This is a genomic window from Streptomyces sp. NPDC001903, from assembly GCF_042891345.1.
GTDB lineage: Bacteria > Actinomycetota > Actinomycetes > Streptomycetales > Streptomycetaceae > Streptomyces.
In genome coordinates, this window is the sequence record NZ_JBIASZ010000004.1 from 475,858 (window position 1) to 494,036 (window position 18,179).

18 protein-coding genes and 1 tRNA gene are annotated in these 18,179 nt (G+C 71.4%); 7 read left to right on the forward strand and 12 right to left on the reverse strand.

Going from position 1 to position 18,179, the window contains the following annotated elements:
- From ACFYZS_RS11855 to ACFYZS_RS11895, 9 genes are all read right to left on the reverse strand, one after another.
- The gene (locus tag ACFYZS_RS11855) at positions 1 to 1,311 is read right to left on the reverse strand and encodes a biotin carboxylase N-terminal domain-containing protein (protein ID WP_389009902.1); all 1,311 of its coding nucleotides are present in this window, start codon (positions 1,309 to 1,311) and stop codon (positions 1 to 3) included.
- A gap of 9 nt (positions 1,312 to 1,320) precedes the next feature.
- Positions 1,321 to 2,085, reverse strand: coding sequence for a metallophosphoesterase (locus ACFYZS_RS11860; protein WP_389009904.1), 765 nt, complete (start codon positions 2,083 to 2,085; stop codon positions 1,321 to 1,323).
- Positions 2,082 to 3,194 carry a phosphonopyruvate decarboxylase gene (gene aepY / locus ACFYZS_RS11865; protein ID WP_389009906.1) on the reverse strand — a complete coding sequence of 371 codons (1,113 nt, stop codon included), beginning with the start codon at positions 3,192 to 3,194 and terminating at the stop codon, positions 2,082 to 2,084. The genes ACFYZS_RS11860 and aepY overlap by 4 nt, the downstream gene beginning before the upstream one ends.
- Positions 3,191 to 4,045: an isocitrate lyase/phosphoenolpyruvate mutase family protein gene (locus ACFYZS_RS11870; protein ID WP_389009909.1), complete on the reverse strand. Its 855-nt coding sequence runs from the start codon at positions 4,043 to 4,045 to the stop codon at positions 3,191 to 3,193. Before ACFYZS_RS11870 ends, aepY begins: the two co-directional genes overlap by 4 nt.
- A complete protein-coding gene (locus tag ACFYZS_RS11875) occupies positions 4,045 to 4,746 on the reverse strand; it encodes a class I SAM-dependent methyltransferase (protein WP_389009912.1) in 702 nt (233 codons plus the stop codon). Before ACFYZS_RS11875 ends, ACFYZS_RS11870 begins: the two co-directional genes overlap by 1 nt.
- Before the next feature lie 35 nt (positions 4,747 to 4,781).
- A complete protein-coding gene (gene asnB / locus ACFYZS_RS11880; RefSeq protein ID WP_389009915.1) occupies positions 4,782 to 7,040 on the reverse strand; it encodes an asparagine synthase (glutamine-hydrolyzing) in 2,259 nt (752 codons plus the stop codon).
- Between the two features lie 257 nt (positions 7,041 to 7,297).
- On the reverse strand, positions 7,298 to 7,885 hold the full coding sequence (locus ACFYZS_RS11885) for a DUF4352 domain-containing protein (RefSeq protein WP_389009918.1): 588 nt from the start codon (positions 7,883 to 7,885) through the stop codon (positions 7,298 to 7,300).
- A gap of 207 nt (positions 7,886 to 8,092) precedes the next feature.
- Positions 8,093 to 8,166: transfer RNA gene (locus tag ACFYZS_RS11890), tRNA-Pro, on the reverse strand.
- A gap of 102 nt (positions 8,167 to 8,268) precedes the next feature.
- The gene (locus tag ACFYZS_RS11895; protein WP_389009921.1) at positions 8,269 to 9,207 is read right to left on the reverse strand and encodes a metallophosphoesterase; all 939 of its coding nucleotides are present in this window, start codon (positions 9,205 to 9,207) and stop codon (positions 8,269 to 8,271) included.
- A gap of 67 nt (positions 9,208 to 9,274) precedes the next feature.
- Between ACFYZS_RS11895 and ACFYZS_RS11900 the strand changes: the two genes are divergently transcribed.
- Positions 9,275 to 9,736 carry a GatB/YqeY domain-containing protein gene (locus tag ACFYZS_RS11900; RefSeq protein WP_053690981.1) on the forward strand — a complete coding sequence of 154 codons (462 nt, stop codon included), beginning with the start codon at positions 9,275 to 9,277 and terminating at the stop codon, positions 9,734 to 9,736.
- Positions 9,737 to 9,815: 79 nt separating this feature from the next.
- Here ACFYZS_RS11900 and ACFYZS_RS11905 read toward each other — a convergent pair whose 3' ends face one another.
- Positions 9,816 to 12,134 carry a transglycosylase domain-containing protein gene (locus tag ACFYZS_RS11905; protein ID WP_389009924.1) on the reverse strand — a complete coding sequence of 773 codons (2,319 nt, stop codon included), beginning with the start codon at positions 12,132 to 12,134 and terminating at the stop codon, positions 9,816 to 9,818.
- 397 nt (positions 12,135 to 12,531) lie between these two features.
- On the opposite strand from ACFYZS_RS11905, the gene ACFYZS_RS11910 reads away from it, so the two are divergent.
- The gene (locus tag ACFYZS_RS11910; protein WP_053690983.1) at positions 12,532 to 12,891 is read left to right on the forward strand and encodes a WhiB family transcriptional regulator; all 360 of its coding nucleotides are present in this window, start codon (positions 12,532 to 12,534) and stop codon (positions 12,889 to 12,891) included.
- 46 nt (positions 12,892 to 12,937) lie between these two features.
- Here ACFYZS_RS11910 and ACFYZS_RS11915 read toward each other — a convergent pair whose 3' ends face one another.
- Complete coding sequence (locus ACFYZS_RS11915) at positions 12,938 to 14,224, reverse strand: ArsA family ATPase (protein ID WP_389009927.1); 1,287 nt, start codon at positions 14,222 to 14,224, stop codon at positions 12,938 to 12,940.
- Positions 14,221 to 15,201 carry an ArsA family ATPase gene (locus ACFYZS_RS11920; RefSeq protein ID WP_389009930.1) on the reverse strand — a complete coding sequence of 327 codons (981 nt, stop codon included), beginning with the start codon at positions 15,199 to 15,201 and terminating at the stop codon, positions 14,221 to 14,223. The genes ACFYZS_RS11915 and ACFYZS_RS11920 overlap by 4 nt, the downstream gene beginning before the upstream one ends.
- Positions 15,202 to 15,301: 100 nt before the next feature.
- Here ACFYZS_RS11920 and ACFYZS_RS11925 point away from each other — a divergent pair, with 100 nt between their 5' ends.
- The 5 genes from ACFYZS_RS11925 (at position 15,302) to ACFYZS_RS11945 (ending at position 18,134) form a co-directional block, all read left to right on the forward strand.
- The gene (locus tag ACFYZS_RS11925) at positions 15,302 to 15,463 is read left to right on the forward strand and encodes a DUF4177 domain-containing protein (RefSeq protein ID WP_007264966.1); all 162 of its coding nucleotides are present in this window, start codon (positions 15,302 to 15,304) and stop codon (positions 15,461 to 15,463) included.
- Positions 15,460 to 15,930, forward strand: coding sequence for a RidA family protein (locus ACFYZS_RS11930; protein ID WP_389009934.1), 471 nt, complete (start codon positions 15,460 to 15,462; stop codon positions 15,928 to 15,930). Before ACFYZS_RS11925 ends, ACFYZS_RS11930 begins: the two co-directional genes overlap by 4 nt.
- 175 nt (positions 15,931 to 16,105) lie before the next feature.
- Positions 16,106 to 17,005 carry an NUDIX hydrolase gene (locus ACFYZS_RS11935; RefSeq protein WP_389009937.1) on the forward strand — a complete coding sequence of 300 codons (900 nt, stop codon included), beginning with the start codon at positions 16,106 to 16,108 and terminating at the stop codon, positions 17,003 to 17,005.
- Positions 17,002 to 17,847 carry an MBL fold metallo-hydrolase gene (locus ACFYZS_RS11940; protein ID WP_389009940.1) on the forward strand — a complete coding sequence of 282 codons (846 nt, stop codon included), beginning with the start codon at positions 17,002 to 17,004 and terminating at the stop codon, positions 17,845 to 17,847. Before ACFYZS_RS11935 ends, ACFYZS_RS11940 begins: the two co-directional genes overlap by 4 nt.
- The gene (locus tag ACFYZS_RS11945) at positions 17,844 to 18,134 is read left to right on the forward strand and encodes a hypothetical protein (RefSeq protein WP_389009943.1); all 291 of its coding nucleotides are present in this window, start codon (positions 17,844 to 17,846) and stop codon (positions 18,132 to 18,134) included. Before ACFYZS_RS11940 ends, ACFYZS_RS11945 begins: the two co-directional genes overlap by 4 nt.
- Positions 18,135 to 18,179 lie beyond the last annotated feature (45 nt).

The window sequence follows — 18,179 nt, forward strand, 5'->3', positions numbered from 1 at the left end:
TCAGACTCCCAAGGCCTGGCTGCCGAGGCGTTCCGGGGCCACCAGCCCCGAACCCCGCAGCCACACGGCTATCTCTTCCGCGCAGGTCGCGACCCCCGATATCCCGCTGCCCTCGACGGCACGCAGCACCGCCCCGGCCGCGGCCCCGCGGCTCCCGCCCAGGGCCAGGACCTGCGTAACGATGTTGTCGAGGACCACCGGCCCGCGCACGTCCAGCGCGCAGTTGTACGTCACCCCCGGCTCGGGCGCCAGATCCAGGGCGGTGATCCGGCCCGGCGCCCCGCCCGCCGCTGGCTCGATGAACAGACGGGCCTCCAGGCAGTGCGTGTCCCGGTCGACGCGGATGCGGCCGGGGGCGGGCAGCGCGCCCTGGGCCAGCTCCATCTGGAGGGCCACCACGTCCAGGCCGGTCTGTGCCTCGCACATCCGGTAGGCCAGCGGCAGCCGCCCGTTGACCTCCAGGAACCAGTGGCTCCGGGCGCCGGTCGCCCCCTCGGAGCCCGCACCGGCGATGAACTCGACCGTCGCCACGCCCCGTAACCCCATCCCGGTGACGAGCCGGGCCGTGTCCGTCCGCATCCGCTCGACCAGCTCCGGCGGCACGCCCCGGACGGGCGAGGCCTCCAGCAGCTTCATGCTGCCGTCGACCAGCAGGCTCTCCCGCTCGCCGAGCGGGTGCACGGTTCCCGCGTCGTCGACGGCGACGGTGACCCCGACCACCGCCCCGCGCTCCACGTACCGCTCGGCGTACCAGTCGTCGCCCCCGTCCGCACCGATCAGCGCGAGCGCCCGCTCCGCCTCGGCCTGCGTGTGCACGATGCGCACGCCGAGGCCCCCGCACCCGGTCACCGGCTTGAGGATGACCGGAGGCCCGATGTCCGCGACCAGCTCGGCGATCGCCCCGTGCCCGGTCGCGTGCGGCAGTACGGGCAGGCCCAGCCGGTCGGCGGTGGCGACCGCATGGTCCTTGTCGCGGGCCGCCGCGAGCACCTGCGCGCTCGGTCCGACGAAGGCGATGCCCGCCGCCGCCAGCCGCTCGGGCAGCTCCGGATCCTCCGCCAGCGCCCCGTAGCCCGGGTAGACGGCCTCGGCACCGCAGCGCAGGGCCGCCTCGGCGATCCGGCCCGCGTGGTCGTACGTCTGCGCGAGCCCGGTGCCTTCGAGGTACTCGCACCCGTCCGCGGCCAGCGCGTGGAGCCGCTGGGGGTCCGACGAGGCGACGACGGCGATCGGCGACCAGCCCAGCATGCGGAAGGTGTCGACGGCCCGGGCCGCGATCGCACCCCGGTTGGCGATCAGGACTCTTCTCATGGCCTTCTCTCAGTGGTCGGGATGCGGCAGTCCGAGCGTCCTGTAGTGCGTGACCAGCCGCCGCCGTTCGTCCAGTACGTGGAAGGCCAGCGCCGGAGCCAGCTCGTAGTCCACGGCCGGCCGGCCCTCGAAGGGCAGCGGAACGGTCGAGGCCACCCCCGGCGCCACGAGCAGCGGCCGCCCCGCGAACGTCGTGGCCGCGGCGACGTGCGCGTGACCGCACAGCAGGGCCACCACCTGCGGGTGCCGTTCCAGCACCGCGGCGAGGCGCTCCTCGCCGAACTGCCGGACCCGGTCCACGTAGGGGGTGTGCAGGTCCACCGGCGGGTGGTGGAAGCAGACGAAGACGGGCAGCTCCCCGCCCTCGGCGGTCAGCGTCCCGTCCAGCCACCGCAGGGTGAGGTCGCTCAGCAGGCCCTCGTCGCTGCCCGGGATCGTGGAGTCGCACAGCAGGAAGACGGCCCCGGGCGTGCGGACGACCTGGTTCAGCTCCCCGTCCTCGGGCGCCGCGTCGAGCAGGCCCGTACGGAACGGGCCCCGCCGGTCGTGGTTGCCGGGCAGCACCAGCACCGGGTACGGCAGGTCGAACAGCTTGCGGGCCTGCGCGTACTCGTCGGCCGTCGCGTGGTCGGCGATGTCGCCGGAGACCAGGACGGCGTCGACGGGTCCGGGCATGTCGCGCAGGTGGTTCATGACCGTCAGCGCGCGCTGCGTGGCGCGCTCCGAGAGGTCCAGATGCAGATCGCTGACATGGGCGATGACGGTGGTCGTCACGGCAGGTCTTCCTTCCGGGCTTCGGTCGCCGCGGCCTGGAAACGGGCCCTGACCTCGGCATTGGTGTGCGCCGAAGTTACCCGCGGGGGAGTGGGCCCACCCCTGCCGATGCGCAGTGCCACCAGATGCGGGCCGGGCCGCCCCTTGATCTCGCCCAGATGGGCGGTGACTTCCCCGGCCGTACGGCAGACGCTGCCCGTGCGGTATCCGGCCGCGAGTGCCAGCGCGTCCCAACGCATGGCCGTGGCGCGGGTGCGCTGGCCGCCGGTGGAGTCGTACGCGCCGTTGTCGAGCACGAAGTGGGTCAGGTTCGGCGGCCGTCGCTCGCCGACGAGCGCGAGCCCGCCGAGGTGCATGACCGCGGCGCCGTCGCCGTCGATGACCACCACGTCCCGGTCGGGGCGGTTCAGCGCGGTGCCGAGGCCCAGACCGATGGCGTGCCCCATGGAGCCCTGCATGTAGAAGTTGCGCGGGTCGTCGACGACCCCGAACAGTTCCCGGCTGATCATGCCGGTGGTGCTGTAGACCAGCGCGTCGCCCAGGTGCCCGGCGATCACGGAGACCGCCGCCCGGCGGTCCATCCGAGGGTCCGGGGCGGGCGCCGCGGCCGGGTGGGAGCCGACGGTCTTCGCCGGTACGAGGACGACGAAGGACCGCCTCTCGCACCGGGCCCGCTCCGCCCGGTCCAGGAGCGCGCGCAGGCTCTCCTCGGCGGGGTCCAGGATGCCGTGGTCGACCCCGAGGGCCTCCAGTACGCCGATGGTCCCCGCGCCCATCGCCGCGTGGTGCGGCTCGTCGTCCTCGGCGTGCGGCCAGCCGCGCAGGCTGACGAAGAGCAGCAGCGGGATCTCGTACGCCATGGTGAGCGAGGTCAGCGGGTCGAGGAGGTTGCCGAGCCCCGAGTTCTGAGCCAGCACCACGGCCCGGGTCCCGCCGAGCTCGGCGCCGGCGGCCATGGAGAGCGCGATGCCCTCGTTGGGCGCCGGTACGTAGCCGGCGCGCTGTTCCAGCACCGCGAACGGGCCCTTGAGGAAGGAGCAGGGCACCCCGCTGAAGAACCCGTACCCGCGGCGGTCCAGCTCCGCGCAGAAGAACTCGGCGCCGATCATGCGCTCCACTCCTCCCACCGGTTCACCTGGGTGAGGCCGAACAGCTCCTTCATCGGCGCGATCGTGTCCTCGACCCCGCCCGTGCCGCCCTGGAGCCGGATCTCGCCGAGGACGTCGCGCATCGCGGAGACCGAGGCGCGCAGCGCGTGGTTCGCGTAGATCACCATCGAGACGCCCGCCGCCTCGGCCTCGGCCAGGTCCCAGTGCGGATAGGTGGTCGGTACGACGACCACGGGCGTGCGGCGCTGCCAGGCCTGGAGGAACTCCAGGATCTCGATCGGCGTGGACTTCTTGGAGTGCATCAGCACGGCGTCGGCCCCGGCGTCCGCGTACAGGTGCGCCCGGCGCAGTGCCTCGGCGAGCCCGGCCCCGGCGATGAGCGCCTCGACGCGGGCGACGACGGTGAAGTCGGCGGTGGTCCGGGCCCGCACGGCGGCCTGGATGCGGCCCGCGAACTCGCCCGCGTCCTCCAGGTTCTGGCCGCCTCCGAGGAAGCTGTTCCGCTTGGGGAACACCTTGTCCTCCAGGCAGATGCCGCCGATGTCGGCCGCCTCGAACTGGCGGACCGTGCGGACGACGTTGATGTTGCCGCCGAAGCCGGTGTCGCAGTCCGCCAGCAGCGGCAGTCCGGTCGCCTGGTTCACGTGCGAGCAGGCTTCGAGCAGCTCGGACATGGTCAGCAGGCCGAGGTCGGGCAGGGCCCGGGAGGCGGAGATCTCGAAACTCGACGCCCACAGACCGTCGAAACCGGCCTCCTCGACGAGCAGGGCGGTCAGCGCGTCCCGGGATCCGACGATCCGGGCCAGCGCCCTGCGTTCCAGCAGCTCGCGCAGTCGCGTCGCCTTCGACACTATTCCCCGGCCCTCTGCGCGAAACGGCCGTGGCGCGTCCCCGCCACGTCCTCCCCCGCCGACTCGAACACGCAGTGCCAGTGGAAGGAGCCGGGCTCGGCGTGCTCGGCGTCGGTCGCGCTGAGCAGGCGGAACCCGGGGTGCAGGCGCAGCAGGTCGGCGGCGTCCACGTACAGGTGCGGGTGCACCTTGTCGTCGGCGGCCTCCGGCTGGCGGAAGGTGTTGGGGCTCACCTCGGTGCCGCGCCCGTACTCGCCGTTGCGCTTGGAGAGCATCGTGGACTGGTAGACGCCGCCCGGGCGCAGGACGCGCCGGACCTCGTCGAGCACGCGGCCGAGCCCGGCCTCGTCGTTGTGGTAGACCACGTTGAAGGCGAGGACGTAGTCGAAGCTGGCGTCCGGGTAGGGGAGTTCGCCGAAGTCGCCGATGTCGAGGGTGACCCGCACGCCGCGTTTGTCGCCCTCCTCGCCGGCGGCGCGTATCGCGGCCTCGCTCGCGTCGGTGCCGAAGCTGGTGAACCCGGCCTCCGCGAACCACACGGCGTGCCGGCCCACGCCGCAGCCGAGGTCCAGTACGTCCTGCGCGCCGAGCTTGCGCAGTCGCGCGGCCTCGTCCACGACCCACGGGTGCGGCCGCGACCAGTCGCCTGTGCGCCCGCTGTCGGTGCGCCAGACCTCGTCCCAGTAGAGATGGGCTGTCATCGGATGACCTCACTCGTGACACTCGTGATTGCTTTTCAGGGGGCGTCGACGGGCTCCAGCAGGCCGGCTTCGAGCGATCCGTCCAGCAGCGGCCGCATCGCGTCGAGTGCGCAGCCGGCGGCGGCGAGCGCCTCCGACAGCGGCCGGCGTCCGTCGAACCCACGCAGCAGCCGCAGCCAGTCCGCGTGGGTGAGGTGGTCGATGACGAAGCGGATGCCGCCGTCGACCACGACGTACGAGGTGTTCGAGCCCGGTACGTCGTCGAGCACGAGGACGCCCTCGGCGAGGCGGAACACCGAGGCCTCCTCGATCCGTTGCCGGGGGAAGAGCAGCTCCTGGACCTCGGGTCCCTCGAAGTCCGTGACGCGCAGTTCGTAGGGGACGGGCCCGTTCGGTGCCCGGCTGCCCGGGACGTCCACGGCCATCAGGTCGAGGATGCCCAGGTTGACCACGCGCAGCAGCAGTTCGACGTGCCCGGAGCCCTGGTCCCGCTCCAGCCGGCGCAGGGCGCGGTGGATGTTCGTACCGTCGAGGTACTGGGCGGCGCGCGGGGAGGAGAGGGCCTGCTCGACGAGCTCGTCGCCGTTCTGCGCGAGCATGCGGGTGAAGACGCGGTGGGTGTGGCGCACGCCCTCGCCCTCGTAGAAGGCCAGCTTGGGCCGGCTGATCACCTCGGCGGGCAGGATGTCCCGTACGGCCTCGCGGATGACCCGCTTGTCCCAGAACAGCCGCTTGCGGTAGGCGCGCGGCACGGTCGCGAACAGCTCGATGATGCGGTGGTCGAGGAAGGGGACCCGGGCCTCGACCCCGTTGCCGGAGGCGGTGCGGTCCTCCACCCAGAAGTTGTACTGCTGCATGTCCCGGAACTTCCAGGCCAGGTAGGAGCCGTACGGGTCGTCCACCGCGCCCGGGGCGTACGCGCCGACCGCGTCGTCGCTGAGCAGCGGCAGGTCGGTGCCCTCCCACCACGCGGAGAGGGCGGACTGCGAGCCGAGGGCCTTGCGGCGGGCCATCGTCCGCAGATTGGCCTCGAAGTCCTCCCAGTCGCCGCCTCCGGAGAGGGCGACGCTGTAGCCGCCGCTGAACTCGTCGGCGCCGGAGCCGAGCAGGATCGCCTTGAGGTCGGGGCGCTCCGCACGGGCGAAGCGGTACATCTCGCTCTTGTAGAACTGCTCGGGGCCGCACAGCGGCGTCTCCATCAGCCAGAGCAGCCGCCGCCACTCGTCGGGCGAGGGGATCCGGTCGGCCCCGAAGGCGACCTGGTGGTTGGGCAGTCCGAGCAGGTCGGCGGTCTCGCGGGCGTACTGCGCGTCCTTGTTGGCGACGGTGGCGCCGGTGAGCGCGGAGAAGGTGTGCAGTCCGGTGTGCGCGGCGAGGGAGGTGATCGCCGCGGAGTCCAGGCCGCCGCTGAGGAAGACCCCGATCTCGGCGTCGGCGATCAGGCACTCCCGTACGGAGGAGGCGAGCAGGTCGCCGGTGCTCTGCACGAAGAAGCTCTCGGGAAGACCGCCTGCCTCGGCCGGCGTGGGCAGCTCCCAGTACCGGTGCACACGGGTGTCCCCGCCGCGCAGGCTGATGTCGACGATCGCCCCGACGGGAACCTGATCGACGCCGACGAACCAGCTCATGGCCTCGTCGTGGCTCATCACCGGCGCGGAGCTGAGCCCCTGGTCGGCGAGGGCACGCGCCCAGTCCAGCTCGCGCGGGCAGTCGGGGTGCGCGAAGAGGGCCTTGACCTCGGAGCCGAAGAGCACGGTGTCGCGGTTGCGGTGGATGAACAGCGGCTTGATGCCGAGCCGGTCGCGGGCGAGCAGCAGCCGCTGCTCCCGCAGGTCGATGACGGCGATCCCGAACATCCCGCGCACGTCGTCGAGAAAGCCGATCCCCTTCTCCAGGTAGAGATGGAGGAGCACTTCGCAGTCGGACTCGCTCCGGAAGCGGACCCGCCCCTCGAACCCCTTCTTCAACTCCCGGTAGTTGTAGATCTCCCCGTTCGCCGCGAGGATGACGTTCCCGTCCTCGCTGATGAACGGCTGCCTGCCGCCTTCGGGGTCGATCAGCGCGAGCCGGGTGAAGGACATGCACGCCGGCCCGGTGTGGTGGAACTGCATGTCATCGGGCCCGCGCGGCCGCAGCGCATGGGCCATGTCACGGAGAATCGCGTCGGCCGAGCCGGCGAGAGCGCTTCCGTCCGTGTGGGCGAATCCAGCAATTCCGCACATAAGCCTTCCGATTCCCCTGTGGCTGATGACTGGAGCGGACATGCCACGCCCCCCGAACGGGAGGCGTGGCATGGGGGTCGCTGCTAGCGGACAGCGGCGACGATGGTGCCCTGGTCGACCTTCTTGGCCTCCGGCTTGACGTAAACCTTCATCTGATTCACCTCCGCTCGGCGTCAGCGGTCACCTACTGCTGAACAGCATCCCCACCCCCGGTGTCCCCCCGGTGGCCCCCCAGTGGCCCCCCGCCGTCCGACAGCCTCAACAGGTGTGCCGGAAACGAGAATCGCCCTGCCCCCGAGGCGGGAGACAGGGCGGTACGACCACGGGCGTCAGGACACGTCGGCGCGGACCGCCTTGCCGATCAATCCGTCCGTGTACGTCACCGTCTTCGCGGTGAAGGCGCCCTTCCCGGTGATCGCACCGGTCGTGTTCTCGCCCGGGGCCAGCTCCATCGTGGCGATCTGGTCCTCGTCGGCTCCGAGTTCGGCCGTGTGCTTGGTGCCGTTCGTGTCGGTGATCGCGAAGTAGAGGGGGTTCACGTTGATCGGCTTGCTGCTGTTGTTCGTGATCGTGACGGACACGCTGGTGTAGTCCTCGCCCTGCGCGATGATGCTCTTCTTGAACTCCGCCTTCTTCGCGACGACCTCGACCGCGGCCTTCTTCTCCGGCGCGGCTGAGGACGGCTTGGAGTCGGGCGCCTTCGCCGTCACGGCGGTCGCCGGAGCGGACTCCTTCGCCGTCTTGTCGCCGCTCTCGCCGCCGAGGACCGCCGCGATGACGCCGAGGAGTACGACGAACCCCACGATGCCCAGACACGAGAACCCGACGATCTTCCCCGCGCCGGACTTCTTCGGCGCCGGGGGCGGGTAGCCGTAGCCCGGCTGCGTCTGGCCGGGCGGCGGGAACTGCTGAGACATGGAAACCCCCACGGTGACTGGTGCGAATCCGGTCACCGTATGGGGACATGACTCCTCGTGTGCGGTAATACCCAAACCGTGACGACCGAAGGTCCAACCGCCCGTTCCAGGGCCGCTCGACCCGCCCGTAGTCATCAGTTAGTCACCCAAACGCAGAGAGAGCCGGTGCAGGTTTCCCTGCACCGGCTCTCACCTGGTACCTCAGCGTCGGGGTGGCGGGATTTGAACCCACGACCTCTTCGTCCCGAACGAAGCGCGCTGCCAAGCTGCGCTACACCCCGATCGTCGCCTTGCAGCGGTTGCTGTCCTGGCGACATCGATTACTTTAGCGGACCCTCGGCCGGAGACGAAATCCGGTTTTCGCGAGGGGGTCGGCGGGGGTGCTACGCCTTCGGGGTCAGCGTCAGGAGGGTGGCCTCCGGGGGGCAGGCGAAGCGGACCGGGGTGTAGCGGTTCGTGCCGCAGCCCGCCGAGACGTGGAGGTAGGCGCGGTGCCCGTCCGCCTCGTGCGTGGAGAGCCCCTTCACCCGCTTCGTGTCCAGGTCGCAGTTGGTGACGAGCGCCCCGTAGAAGGGGACGCACAGCTGCCCGCCGTGCGTGTGCCCCGCCAGGATCAGCGGGTACCGGTCGGCCGTGAAGGACTCCAGGACCCGCAGGTACGGGGCGTGCACGACCGCCATCGAGAAGTCGGCGTCCGGCTCCGGCCCGCCCGCGACCCGCTCGTACCGGTCGCGCTTGATGTGCGGGTCGTCGAGCCCGGTGAAGGCGAGCTCCAGGCCGGGCAGTTTCAGGCGGCCGCGGGTGTTGGTCAGGTTCACCCAGCCCGCCGCGTCGAAGGCGTCCCGCATCTCCTCCCAGGGGTTGTGCACGGCGCCGACGACCGGCTTGTTGCCGTTCAGCCCGTGCCGCCCCTGGACCTTCTCGATCAGGTAGCGCCCGGGGTTGCGCAGCCGCGGCCCGTAGTAGTCGTTCGACCCGAAGACGTACACCCCGGGGAAGGACATCAGGGGACCCAGGGCGTCCAGCACCTCCGGTACGCCCTCCGTGTCGGAGAGGTTGTCCCCCGTGTTCACCACGAAGTCCGGCCGCAGGCCGGCCAGCGACTGCAGCCAGGCGCGCTTCTTGTGCTGCCCGCCGACCATGTGGATGTCCGAGACCTGGAGCACCCGCAGCGGGCGCATCCCGGCGGGGAGCACCGGCACGGTGATCCGGCGCAGCCGGAACGACCGCGCCTCGAAACCGGCGGCATAGGCCACACCGGCGGCCCCCACTGCCGCGATCGATGCCGTGACCTTCAGGGGTACTCCGTAACGCGCACGCATGGCCCCATCGTCGCAGACGCGGAAAACCGGCGGGCGCCACCGCCCCTCCACCTGGCAGACTCAAGTCATGACCACGCTCAAGGCCAAGCTCCAGGAAGACCTCACCACCGCCATCAGGGCGCGCGACGAGCTGCACTCGTCCACGCTGCGCCTGACCCTCGCCGCCATCACCAAGGAGGAGGTCGCGGGCAAGGAGGCGCGTGTGCTCTCCGATGACGAGGTCCTCAAGGTGATCGCCAAGGAGGCGAAGAAGCGCCGCGAGGCCGCGGAGGCCTTCGCGCAGGGCGGTCGTCCCGAGCAGTCCGCGCGCGAGACGGCGGAGGGCGAGTTCCTCGACACCTACCTGCCCAAGCAGCTCAGCGACGAGGAGCTCGGCGCGATCGTGGCGCAGGCCGTCGAGGAGGCCAAGGCCGCGGGTGCCGAGGGGCCGCGGGCCATGGGCGCCGTCATGAAGATCGTGAACCCCAAGGTGGCCGGTCTGGCGGAGGGCGGCCGCGTCGCCGCCGCCGTCAAGAAGCACCTTTCCTGAACGGACGACGCACAGGGACACAAGAGGGCCCCGCCCGCGCGACGCGCGGGCGGGGCCCTCCCTCTGCCTGTCTGGCCGGCTAGTCCTCGAGGCCGCCGATCACGCCGCCCGGGAACGGGTCGGTCGGGTTGTTGCCTCCCGTCGCACCGCCCGTCGCCCCGCCCGTGGCGCCACCCGTCGCACCTGCCGCCGCGCCGCCCGTGGCTCCCGCCGCGGTCTGGCCGCCGGGGCGGCCGCCGGGCTTGTTGTCGCCGCCCGGCTTACCGGGCTTCCCCGGCTTGTTCGGGTTCGGGTTCGGGGTGCTGGGCCGGCCGCCGCCCGTCGGCACGCCGGTCTCCGGCCCGAGGCCGACCGTGACGAAGCTCGGCGCCTCCCGGCCGTCCAGCGCGCCCGAGACCGCCTGCTTCCAGATCGGACCGGGCAGCCCGCCGCCGTAGACCTTGTCGTAGTACTGGCCGCCGATGGTGATGTTCTCCATCGACACCTGCTTCGCGCCGCCCGAGCCGACCCACGTCGCACCCGCCATGTTCGGCGTGTACCCGACGAACCAGGCGTTGTAGCGGCTGTCGGTGGTGCCGGTCTTGCCCGCGTTCTGCCGGTCGGTCAGACCCGCCGCGGTACCCGTACCGGAGTCGATCACGCCGAGCAGCAGCGTGTTGACGGTGTCCGCGGTCTTCTCACTCATCACGCGGTCGCACTGCGACTTCGGCACGGCCAGCGCCTTGCCGTGCGCGTCGGTGATGGACTCCAGGGCGACGGGCGTGCAGTACACGCCGCGGTTGGCGAAGGTCGCGTACGCGTTCGCCATGGTCAGCGGGGACATGCCCTCGGTGCCGAGCGCGATCGCCGGGACCTCCGGCAGCTTCGTCCCGTCGGCCGGGATCACACCGAGCTTGGTGGTCATGTCGGTCACGGGGCAGAGCCCGTTCTCGGAGATCATCTCCACGAAGTAGGTGTTGACCGACTTGGCCATCGCCTCCTGCATGCCGTACGGGCCGCGCTCGGACTCCGACTCGTTCTCCACCCGGTCGTGCGAGGTGTTGACCCACGGCTTGTCGCCGCAGGTCTGCACCGGGCTCGGGTACTCCATGTCGTGCGGGGACGGGTAGGTCTTGCCCGCGGGCACGCCCTTCTCCAGGGCCGCGGCCGCGACGAACGGCTTGAAGGTCGAACCGGTCGGGAAGCCGAAGTTCGATCCGCCCATCCGCTTGTCCACGGAGAAGTTGATCTGCGTCTCGTTCTTCCCGAAGCCGTACGGCTTGGACTGGCCCATCGCGAGCACCCGGCCCGTGCCCGGCTGCACCAGGGTCACGGCCGTGGCGACCTTGTCGTCCTGGTTGACGTGGTCCTTGATCGATTCGTTGACGGACTCCTGCGACTGCGGGTCCAGCGTCGTCCGCACGGTCAGGCCGCCCTGGTTCCAGAGCTTGGCCCGCTCCTCGCGGGTCTTGCCGAACACCGGGTCGGTCAGGAACGTGTTGCGCACGTAGTCGCAGAAGAAGCCCGCGCCCTTGACCGCCGTGATGCAGCCGTTCTTCGGCCGCGTCACCTTCAGCGTGACCGGCTTCTTCTTCGCCTCGTCCGCCTCGGCCTGCGAGATGTCCTTCATGTCGGCCATCCGCTGGAGGACGACGTTGCGGCGCTTCATCGCCTCCTGCGCGTCGTTCACCGGGTCGAACCGGCTCGGCGACTGCACCACGCCGGCCAGCAGCGCCGACTCGTCCAGGGTCAGGTCCTTGGCCGGCTTGCTGAAGTAGCGCTGAGCGGCGGATTCGATTCCGTATGCCTGCTGGCCGAAGTACGTGATGTTGAGGTAGTTCTCGAGGATCTTCTTCTTCCCGAGCTCCTCCTCGACCTGGATCGAGTACTTCAGCTCGCGGATCTTGCGGCCGAGGCTCTTCTCCTGGGCCTCGCGCACCTTGGTCTCGTCATCGCCGGCCTCTTCGACGAACACGTTCTTCACGTACTGCTGCGTCAGCGTGGAGGCGCCCTGCGCGGCGCCGCCTTCCTGCGCGTTGCGGTTGACCGCGCGCAGGATGCCCTTCGCGTCGATCGCGCCGTGCTCGTAGAAACGCGAGTCCTCGATCGCGACGATCGCCTTCTGCATGTACGGGGAGATGGCCGTCAGCGGCACCACCTGCCGGTCCCGCGAATAGACCGTGGCGATCAAGCCACCCTCGGCGTCCAGAATCGTCGTGCGCTGACTCAGCGGCGGTGTCTTGAGATTGGCCGGGATCTCGTCGAATCCCTCGACCGTTCCCTTGGCGGCGAGCCCGAGGGCGCCTGCGCCCGGGATCGCGATGCCGGCCAGCACAACTCCGGAGAGAACGGACACCCCGAGGAACTTGGCGGCCTGCTGCGGCCCCGTGAGCCCGGCGCCCGAGCGCTTCTTTCCCATGGAGGGCAGCCTACGTTCTCATTCGCCGGACACGCGCGAATGCCTTGGCCTAAGCTGTCCCCAACTGTCACAGCAGTGCGGTGCGACATCAACCCCTCGGCTTGATTTTCACCCTTCCCGAATGGGGTGGACTTATGTCCGAATCTCGCCCCTCACTCCGACGGCCGCCCCTCCATGATCCGCCGATTCCATCCGAATTGCCGGAATGGTCGGGCATGTCGCCGGATCACTCCGTCGGGTGATCTGCCGCTTACCCATAGTCCGTTCGGACCATTCAAGATTGGGCCCGTCGGGGGTGTTGCACTGTGCCCGCCTTCCGTAACGTCCTCAACTGGCAGCGGTGAATATGCCGCTACCGCCGTGGGGGAGCCTCGATTCGGGAGAGGACGGCGCCGGGATGGGCTGGGTTACCGACTGGAGTGCGCAGGCAGCCTGCCGCACTACCGATCCGGATGAACTGTTCGTTCAAGGAGCGGCACAGAACAGGGCCAAGGCGGTGTGCACCGGATGTCCGGTGCGGACCGAGTGCCTGGCCGACGCGCTCGACAATCGTGTCGAGTTCGGAGTATGGGGCGGAATGACAGAGCGGGAGCGTCGCGCACTGCTGCGCCGGCGTCCCACCGTCACCTCGTGGCGACGGCTGCTCGAAACCGCCCGCACGGAGTACGAGCGCAGTACGGGCATCCTCACCGTGGACGTCGATGCGGACATGGCGGAGATCGACGTGCCGTACGAGACGTACGCGGCAGCCGGGTAGGCCCGTACGACGGGCGGGCCGTACGGCACGCAGGCCGTACGAACGCCTACGCTCCGGCCGGCATCCCGGTCGCGAGTCGCTCTCCGATGGCCCGCAGCCCGGCGAGGTCGTGCACATCGCCGGGCAGGGCGGCCACCTGGGCCACCGCCACTTCGGGGTGCAGCGAGGTGAAACGATCGCGTGTGCGCTGTTCACGCGCGATCACCTGCATCCGCTCGGCATGCAGACGCAGCAGACCCGCGGTGATCTCGTCCACGTCGGCGTCCGCACGGGCGTCCGCGCCGTCGGCCCCCGCCGCGTCGGCCTCCGCGGCCGAGTCACGAAGTCCAGCATTCCCGGACTCCTGATCGACAATGCCGCCTTCTTCAAGATTCTCTGCGGCGGCCAACGCCCGTTCCGCGGACAGCTGGTCGGCGCCGCTGCCGTGCACCCGGTTCAGTACGAGCCCGGCCAGCGGCATGTTCTCCGCGGCCAGCCGCTCCACGAAGTACGCCGCCTCCCGCAGCGCGTCCGGCTCGGGCGCCGCGACCACGAGGAAGGCCGTACCCGGAGCCTGGAGCAGCCGGAACGTCGCGTCCGCGCGGGTGCGGAAGCCCCCGAACATCGTGTCCATCGCCGCCACGAACGTCTGTACGTCCTTCAGCAGCGAGGCGCCCATCAGCTTGCTGAGCGTGCCGGTCATCAGGGACATGCCGACGTTGAGGAACTTCATCCCCGCCCGGCCGCCCACCTTCGCCGGAGCCATCAGCACCCGGATGAACTTCCCGTCCAGGAAGGACCCCAGCCGCTTCGGCGCGTCGAGGAAGTCCAGCGCGGACCGGCTCGGCGGGGTGTCCACGATGATCAGGTCCCAGTCGTCGCGGGCCCGCAGCTGGCCCAGCTTCTCCATCGCCATGTACTCCTGCGTGCCCGCGAAGCCGGCCGACAGCGACTGGTAGAAGGGGTTGGCGAGGATGGCCTCGGCCCGCTCGGCGTCCGCGTGCCCCTCGACGATCTCGTCGAAGGTCCGCTTCATGTCCAGCATCATGGCGTGCAGTTCGCCGCCGTCGGCGCCGTCGACCCCCTGCACCTTGCGCGGGGTGTTGTCCAGCGAGTCGATCCCCATCGACTGGGCGAGCCGCCGCGCCGGGTCGATGGTCAGCACGACCACCTTCCGCCCGCGCTCCGCCGCCCGTACGCCGAGGGCCGCGGCGGTCGTGGTCTTGCCGACCCCGCCCGCGCCGCAGCAGACGATGATCCGCGTCCCGGGGTCGTCGAGCAGCCGGTCCACGGGGAGCCGCGGGGGAGCGTCCATGCGGGTGCCGGCCTTCGTTCCGGTCGTGGCCTCGGTCATTCCTCGCCCGCCTGCTTCCGCAGCTCCGAGGCCAGCTCGTAGAGTCCGGCCAGATCCATCCCCGCGCCGAGCAGGGGGAGTTCGTACGTCGCCACGTCCAACTGCTCCAGTACGGTGCGCTGCGCGCGCTCCAGCTCCACCCGGCTCGCGTGCTCCGCGGCCTGCGCGAGCAGCGGGTCCACCAGCCGCTCCGCGAGCCCGCCGCGGCGCGCGCCGCCCAGGCCGGCCCGGGACAGCGCCTTGGCCACGTCGGCCCGGCGCTCCCCGGCGGCCGCGCGCAGGGTGTCTTCGTCCAGGTGGTGCGGCCGCACCATGTTGACGACGACCCGGCCCACCGGCAGTCCGGCCTCCTGCAGCTCGGCGATCCCGTCGGCCGTCTCCTGGACGGGCATCTCCTCCAGCAGCGTGACCAGGTGGACGGCCGTCTCCGGGGACTTGAGCACCTTCATGACGGCCTGCGCCTGGTTGTGGATCGGCCCGAACCGGGCCAGCCCGGCCACCTCGTCGTTGACGTTGAGGAAGCGGGTGATGCGCCCGGTCGGCGGCGCGTCCATGACCACGTGGTCGTAGACGTAGCGCCCGGCCTTGTCCTTGCGCCGGACCGCCTCGCACGCCTTGCCGGTCAGCAGGACGTCCCGCAGCCCGGGCGCGATGGTCGTCGCGAAGTCGATGGCGCCGAGCTTCTTGAGGGCGCGGCCGGCGGAGCCGAGCTTGTAGAACATCTGGAGGTAGTCGAGGAGCGCCCGCTCGGCGTCGATGGCCAGGGCGTGGACCTCTCCGCCGCCCGGGGCGACGGCGATCTTCCGCTCCTCGTACGGGAGCGCCTCGGCCCCGAAGAGCTGCGCGATCCCCTGCCTGCCCTCGACCTCGACCAGCAGCGTCCGTCTGCCCTCGCGCGCGAGGGCGAGCGCGAGTGCCGCGGCGACCGTGGTCTTGCCGGTTCCGCCCTTGCCGCTGACCACCTGGAGCCTGCTCACAGCGTCTGAGCCTAACCACTCGCCCCTCGGGCCGCGCATGAGCCTCCCCCAACCTTCGGCCGGGCGGACCCCCGCGCCGTCACGCGTTACGCTCGCCCCCATGACCAAGAAGTTCGAATACGCGACGGTCCCGCTGCTGGTCCACGCCACCAAGCAGATCCTGGACACCTGGGGCGAGGACGGCTGGGAGCTCGTCCAGGTCGTGCCCGGCCCCAACAACCCCGAGCAGCTCGTGGCCTACCTCAAGCGGGAGAAGGCATGAGCGGCGCTGTCGAGGCGAAGCTGGCCGAGCTCGGCCTGACCCTGCCGGACGTCGTCCCGCCGCTGGCCGCGTACCAGCCGGCCGTGCGGTCGGGCGCGTACGTGTTCACCGCGGGGCAGCTCCCGATGGTCAGCGGCAGCCTGCCGACGACCGGCAAGGTCGGGGCGGAGGTCTCCGCGGAGGAGGCCAAGAAGCTGGCCGCGGTCTGCGCGCTGAACGCCCTGGCGGCGGTCAAGTCCGTGATCGGCGACCTCGACAAGATCGAGCGCGTCGTGAAGGTCGTCGGCTTCGTGGCCTCGGCCCCGGACTTCACGGGCCAGCCGGGCGTGCTGAACGGTGCGAGCGAGCTGCTGGGCGAGGTGCTCGGCGACAAGGGCGTCCACGCCCGCAGCGCCGTCGGCGTGGCGGTCCTGCCGCTGGACGCCCCGGTCGAGGTCGAGCTCCAGGTGGAAGTCTCGTCTTCCTGACGCACCCCTCGTGCGCTCCGGCCCTGGCGGGCCCGTCGGCCCGCCGGGGCCGTTCGCGTTCCCGCGCGCGGCACCGGCCCCGTTCCCGGCCCCGACGCCGTTTCCGTTCCGCCTCGCGACCGGCCCGCCCCGGTGGGCTCTCGAACATCGGGCCGGATACCCGTAGCATCCCGACATGCCGAATGGTCAGCACGGTCAGCAGCCAGCCCCCGCCGGAGGCCAGTGGTACCCGCCGGAGTGGCCCGACCGCATCCGCGCGCTCATGGACGGTTCCCTCGTCCCGGTGGAACCCCGCCGCGCCGCCACCGTCATGCTGCTCCGCGACACCCCCGCCGGCCCCGCCGTGCACATGCTGCGCCGCAAGGCCTCCATGGCCTTCGCGGGCGGCGCGTACGCCTACCCCGGGGGCGGGGTCGACCCGCGCGACGAGGACCACCTCGTCGGCTGGGCCGGTCCGAGCCAGGACGACTGGGCCTCCCGCCTCGCCACCGACCCCCGCACCGCCCAGGCGATCGTCTGCGGCGCCGTCCGCGAGACCTTCGAGGAGGCCGGCGTCCTGCTCGCCGGCGAGTCCCCCGACACGGTCGTCGGCGACACCACGGGCGACGACTGGGAGGCCGACCGGGTGGCCCTGGTCGCCCGCGAGCTCAGCTTCGCCGAGTTCCTCGACCGCCGCGGCCTGCTGCTGCGCTCCGACCTGCTCGGCGCCTGGGCCCGCTGGATCACCCCGGAGTTCGAGCCGCGCCGCTACGACACCTGGTTCTTCGTCGCCGCCCTCCCGGAGGGCCAGCGCACCCGCAACGCCTCCACCGAGGCCGACCGGACCGTCTGGATCCGCCCCGCGGACGCCGCCTCCGGCTACGACAAGGGCGAGCTGCTGATGATGCCGCCCACCATCTCCACGCTCCGCTCGCTGGAGCCGTACGGGAGCGCCGTGGACGCCCTCACCGCCTCCGCGGCCCAGGACCTGACCCCCGTACTGGCCGAGGCCACGCTGGAGAACGGGGAGCTGGTGCTCAGCTGGCCCGGACACGACGAGTTCACCAAGCACGTCCGCCTCGGAGGCACCCCGTGACGGATGCGGCCGCTCTGCCCGGACAGCCCCGCGGAATCGTCACTTCGGGGCCCGCCACCGCCCGCGCGGTCAACATCCTGGCCCCCAACGCCTCCGCGATGACCCTGGACGGCACCAACACCTGGCTCGTCTCGGAGCCCGGCTCCGCGGAAGCCGTCGTCATCGATCCCGGCCCCCTGGACGAGGCCCACCTGCGCGCGGTCATCGAGACCGCCGAACAGGCGGGCAAGCGGATCGCGCTGACCCTCCTGACCCACGGCCACCCCGACCACGCCGAGGGCGCGGGCCGGTTCGCCGAGCTCACCCGTACCAAGGTCCGCGCGCTCGACCCCGCCCTGCGCCTCGGCGACGAGGGGCTCGGCGCCGGGGACGTCATCCGCACCGGCGGCCTGGAGCTGCGCGTGGTCCCGACCCCCGGCCACACCGCCGACTCGCTCTGCTTCCACCTGCCCGCCGACCGCGCAGTCCTGACCGGCGACACGATCCTCGGCCGCGGCACCACCGTCGTGGCCCACCCCGACGGCCGCCTCGGCGACTACCTGGACTCGCTGCGCCGGCTGCGCTCGCTGACGGTCGACGACGGCGTGCACACGGTCCTCCCGGGCCACGGGCCGGTCCTGGACGACGCACAGGGCGCGGTGGAGTTCTACCTGGCCCACCGCGCGCACCGGCTCGCCCAGGTCGAGACCGCCGTGGAGGACGGGTACACGACCCCGGCGGCGGTCGTCGCCCACGTCTACGCGGACGTGGACCGCTCGCTGTGGCCGGCCGCGGAATGGTCCGTACGGGCGCAGCTGGAGTACCTTCAAGATCACGGACTGATCCCGGGGGGCCCCGAATGACCACGCTGTTCCTGCTGCTCGCGCTGATCGCCACGGCCTCGTGGATCACCTCGACGGTGACCTTGCGCATGAAGGCCCTGGAGCGCCGTTCGGAGCGGCTGGAGCGGCGCCTGGGCCTGGTCCTGGACCACTTCGGCATCGAGGAGCCGGAGCCGGCCGGGCTGGACGGGGTACGGGCGCTCGTGCGCGACGGCCGTACGGTCGAGGCCATCCGGGTCTACCGGCGCGTCACCGGGGCCGGCCTGCTCGAGGCGAAGCAGGCGGTCGAGGCGCTGACCGAGGTCTGAGCGCGCCGGGTGGGCCGGCCACGGCGCAGCGGGAAACGGCAGTCG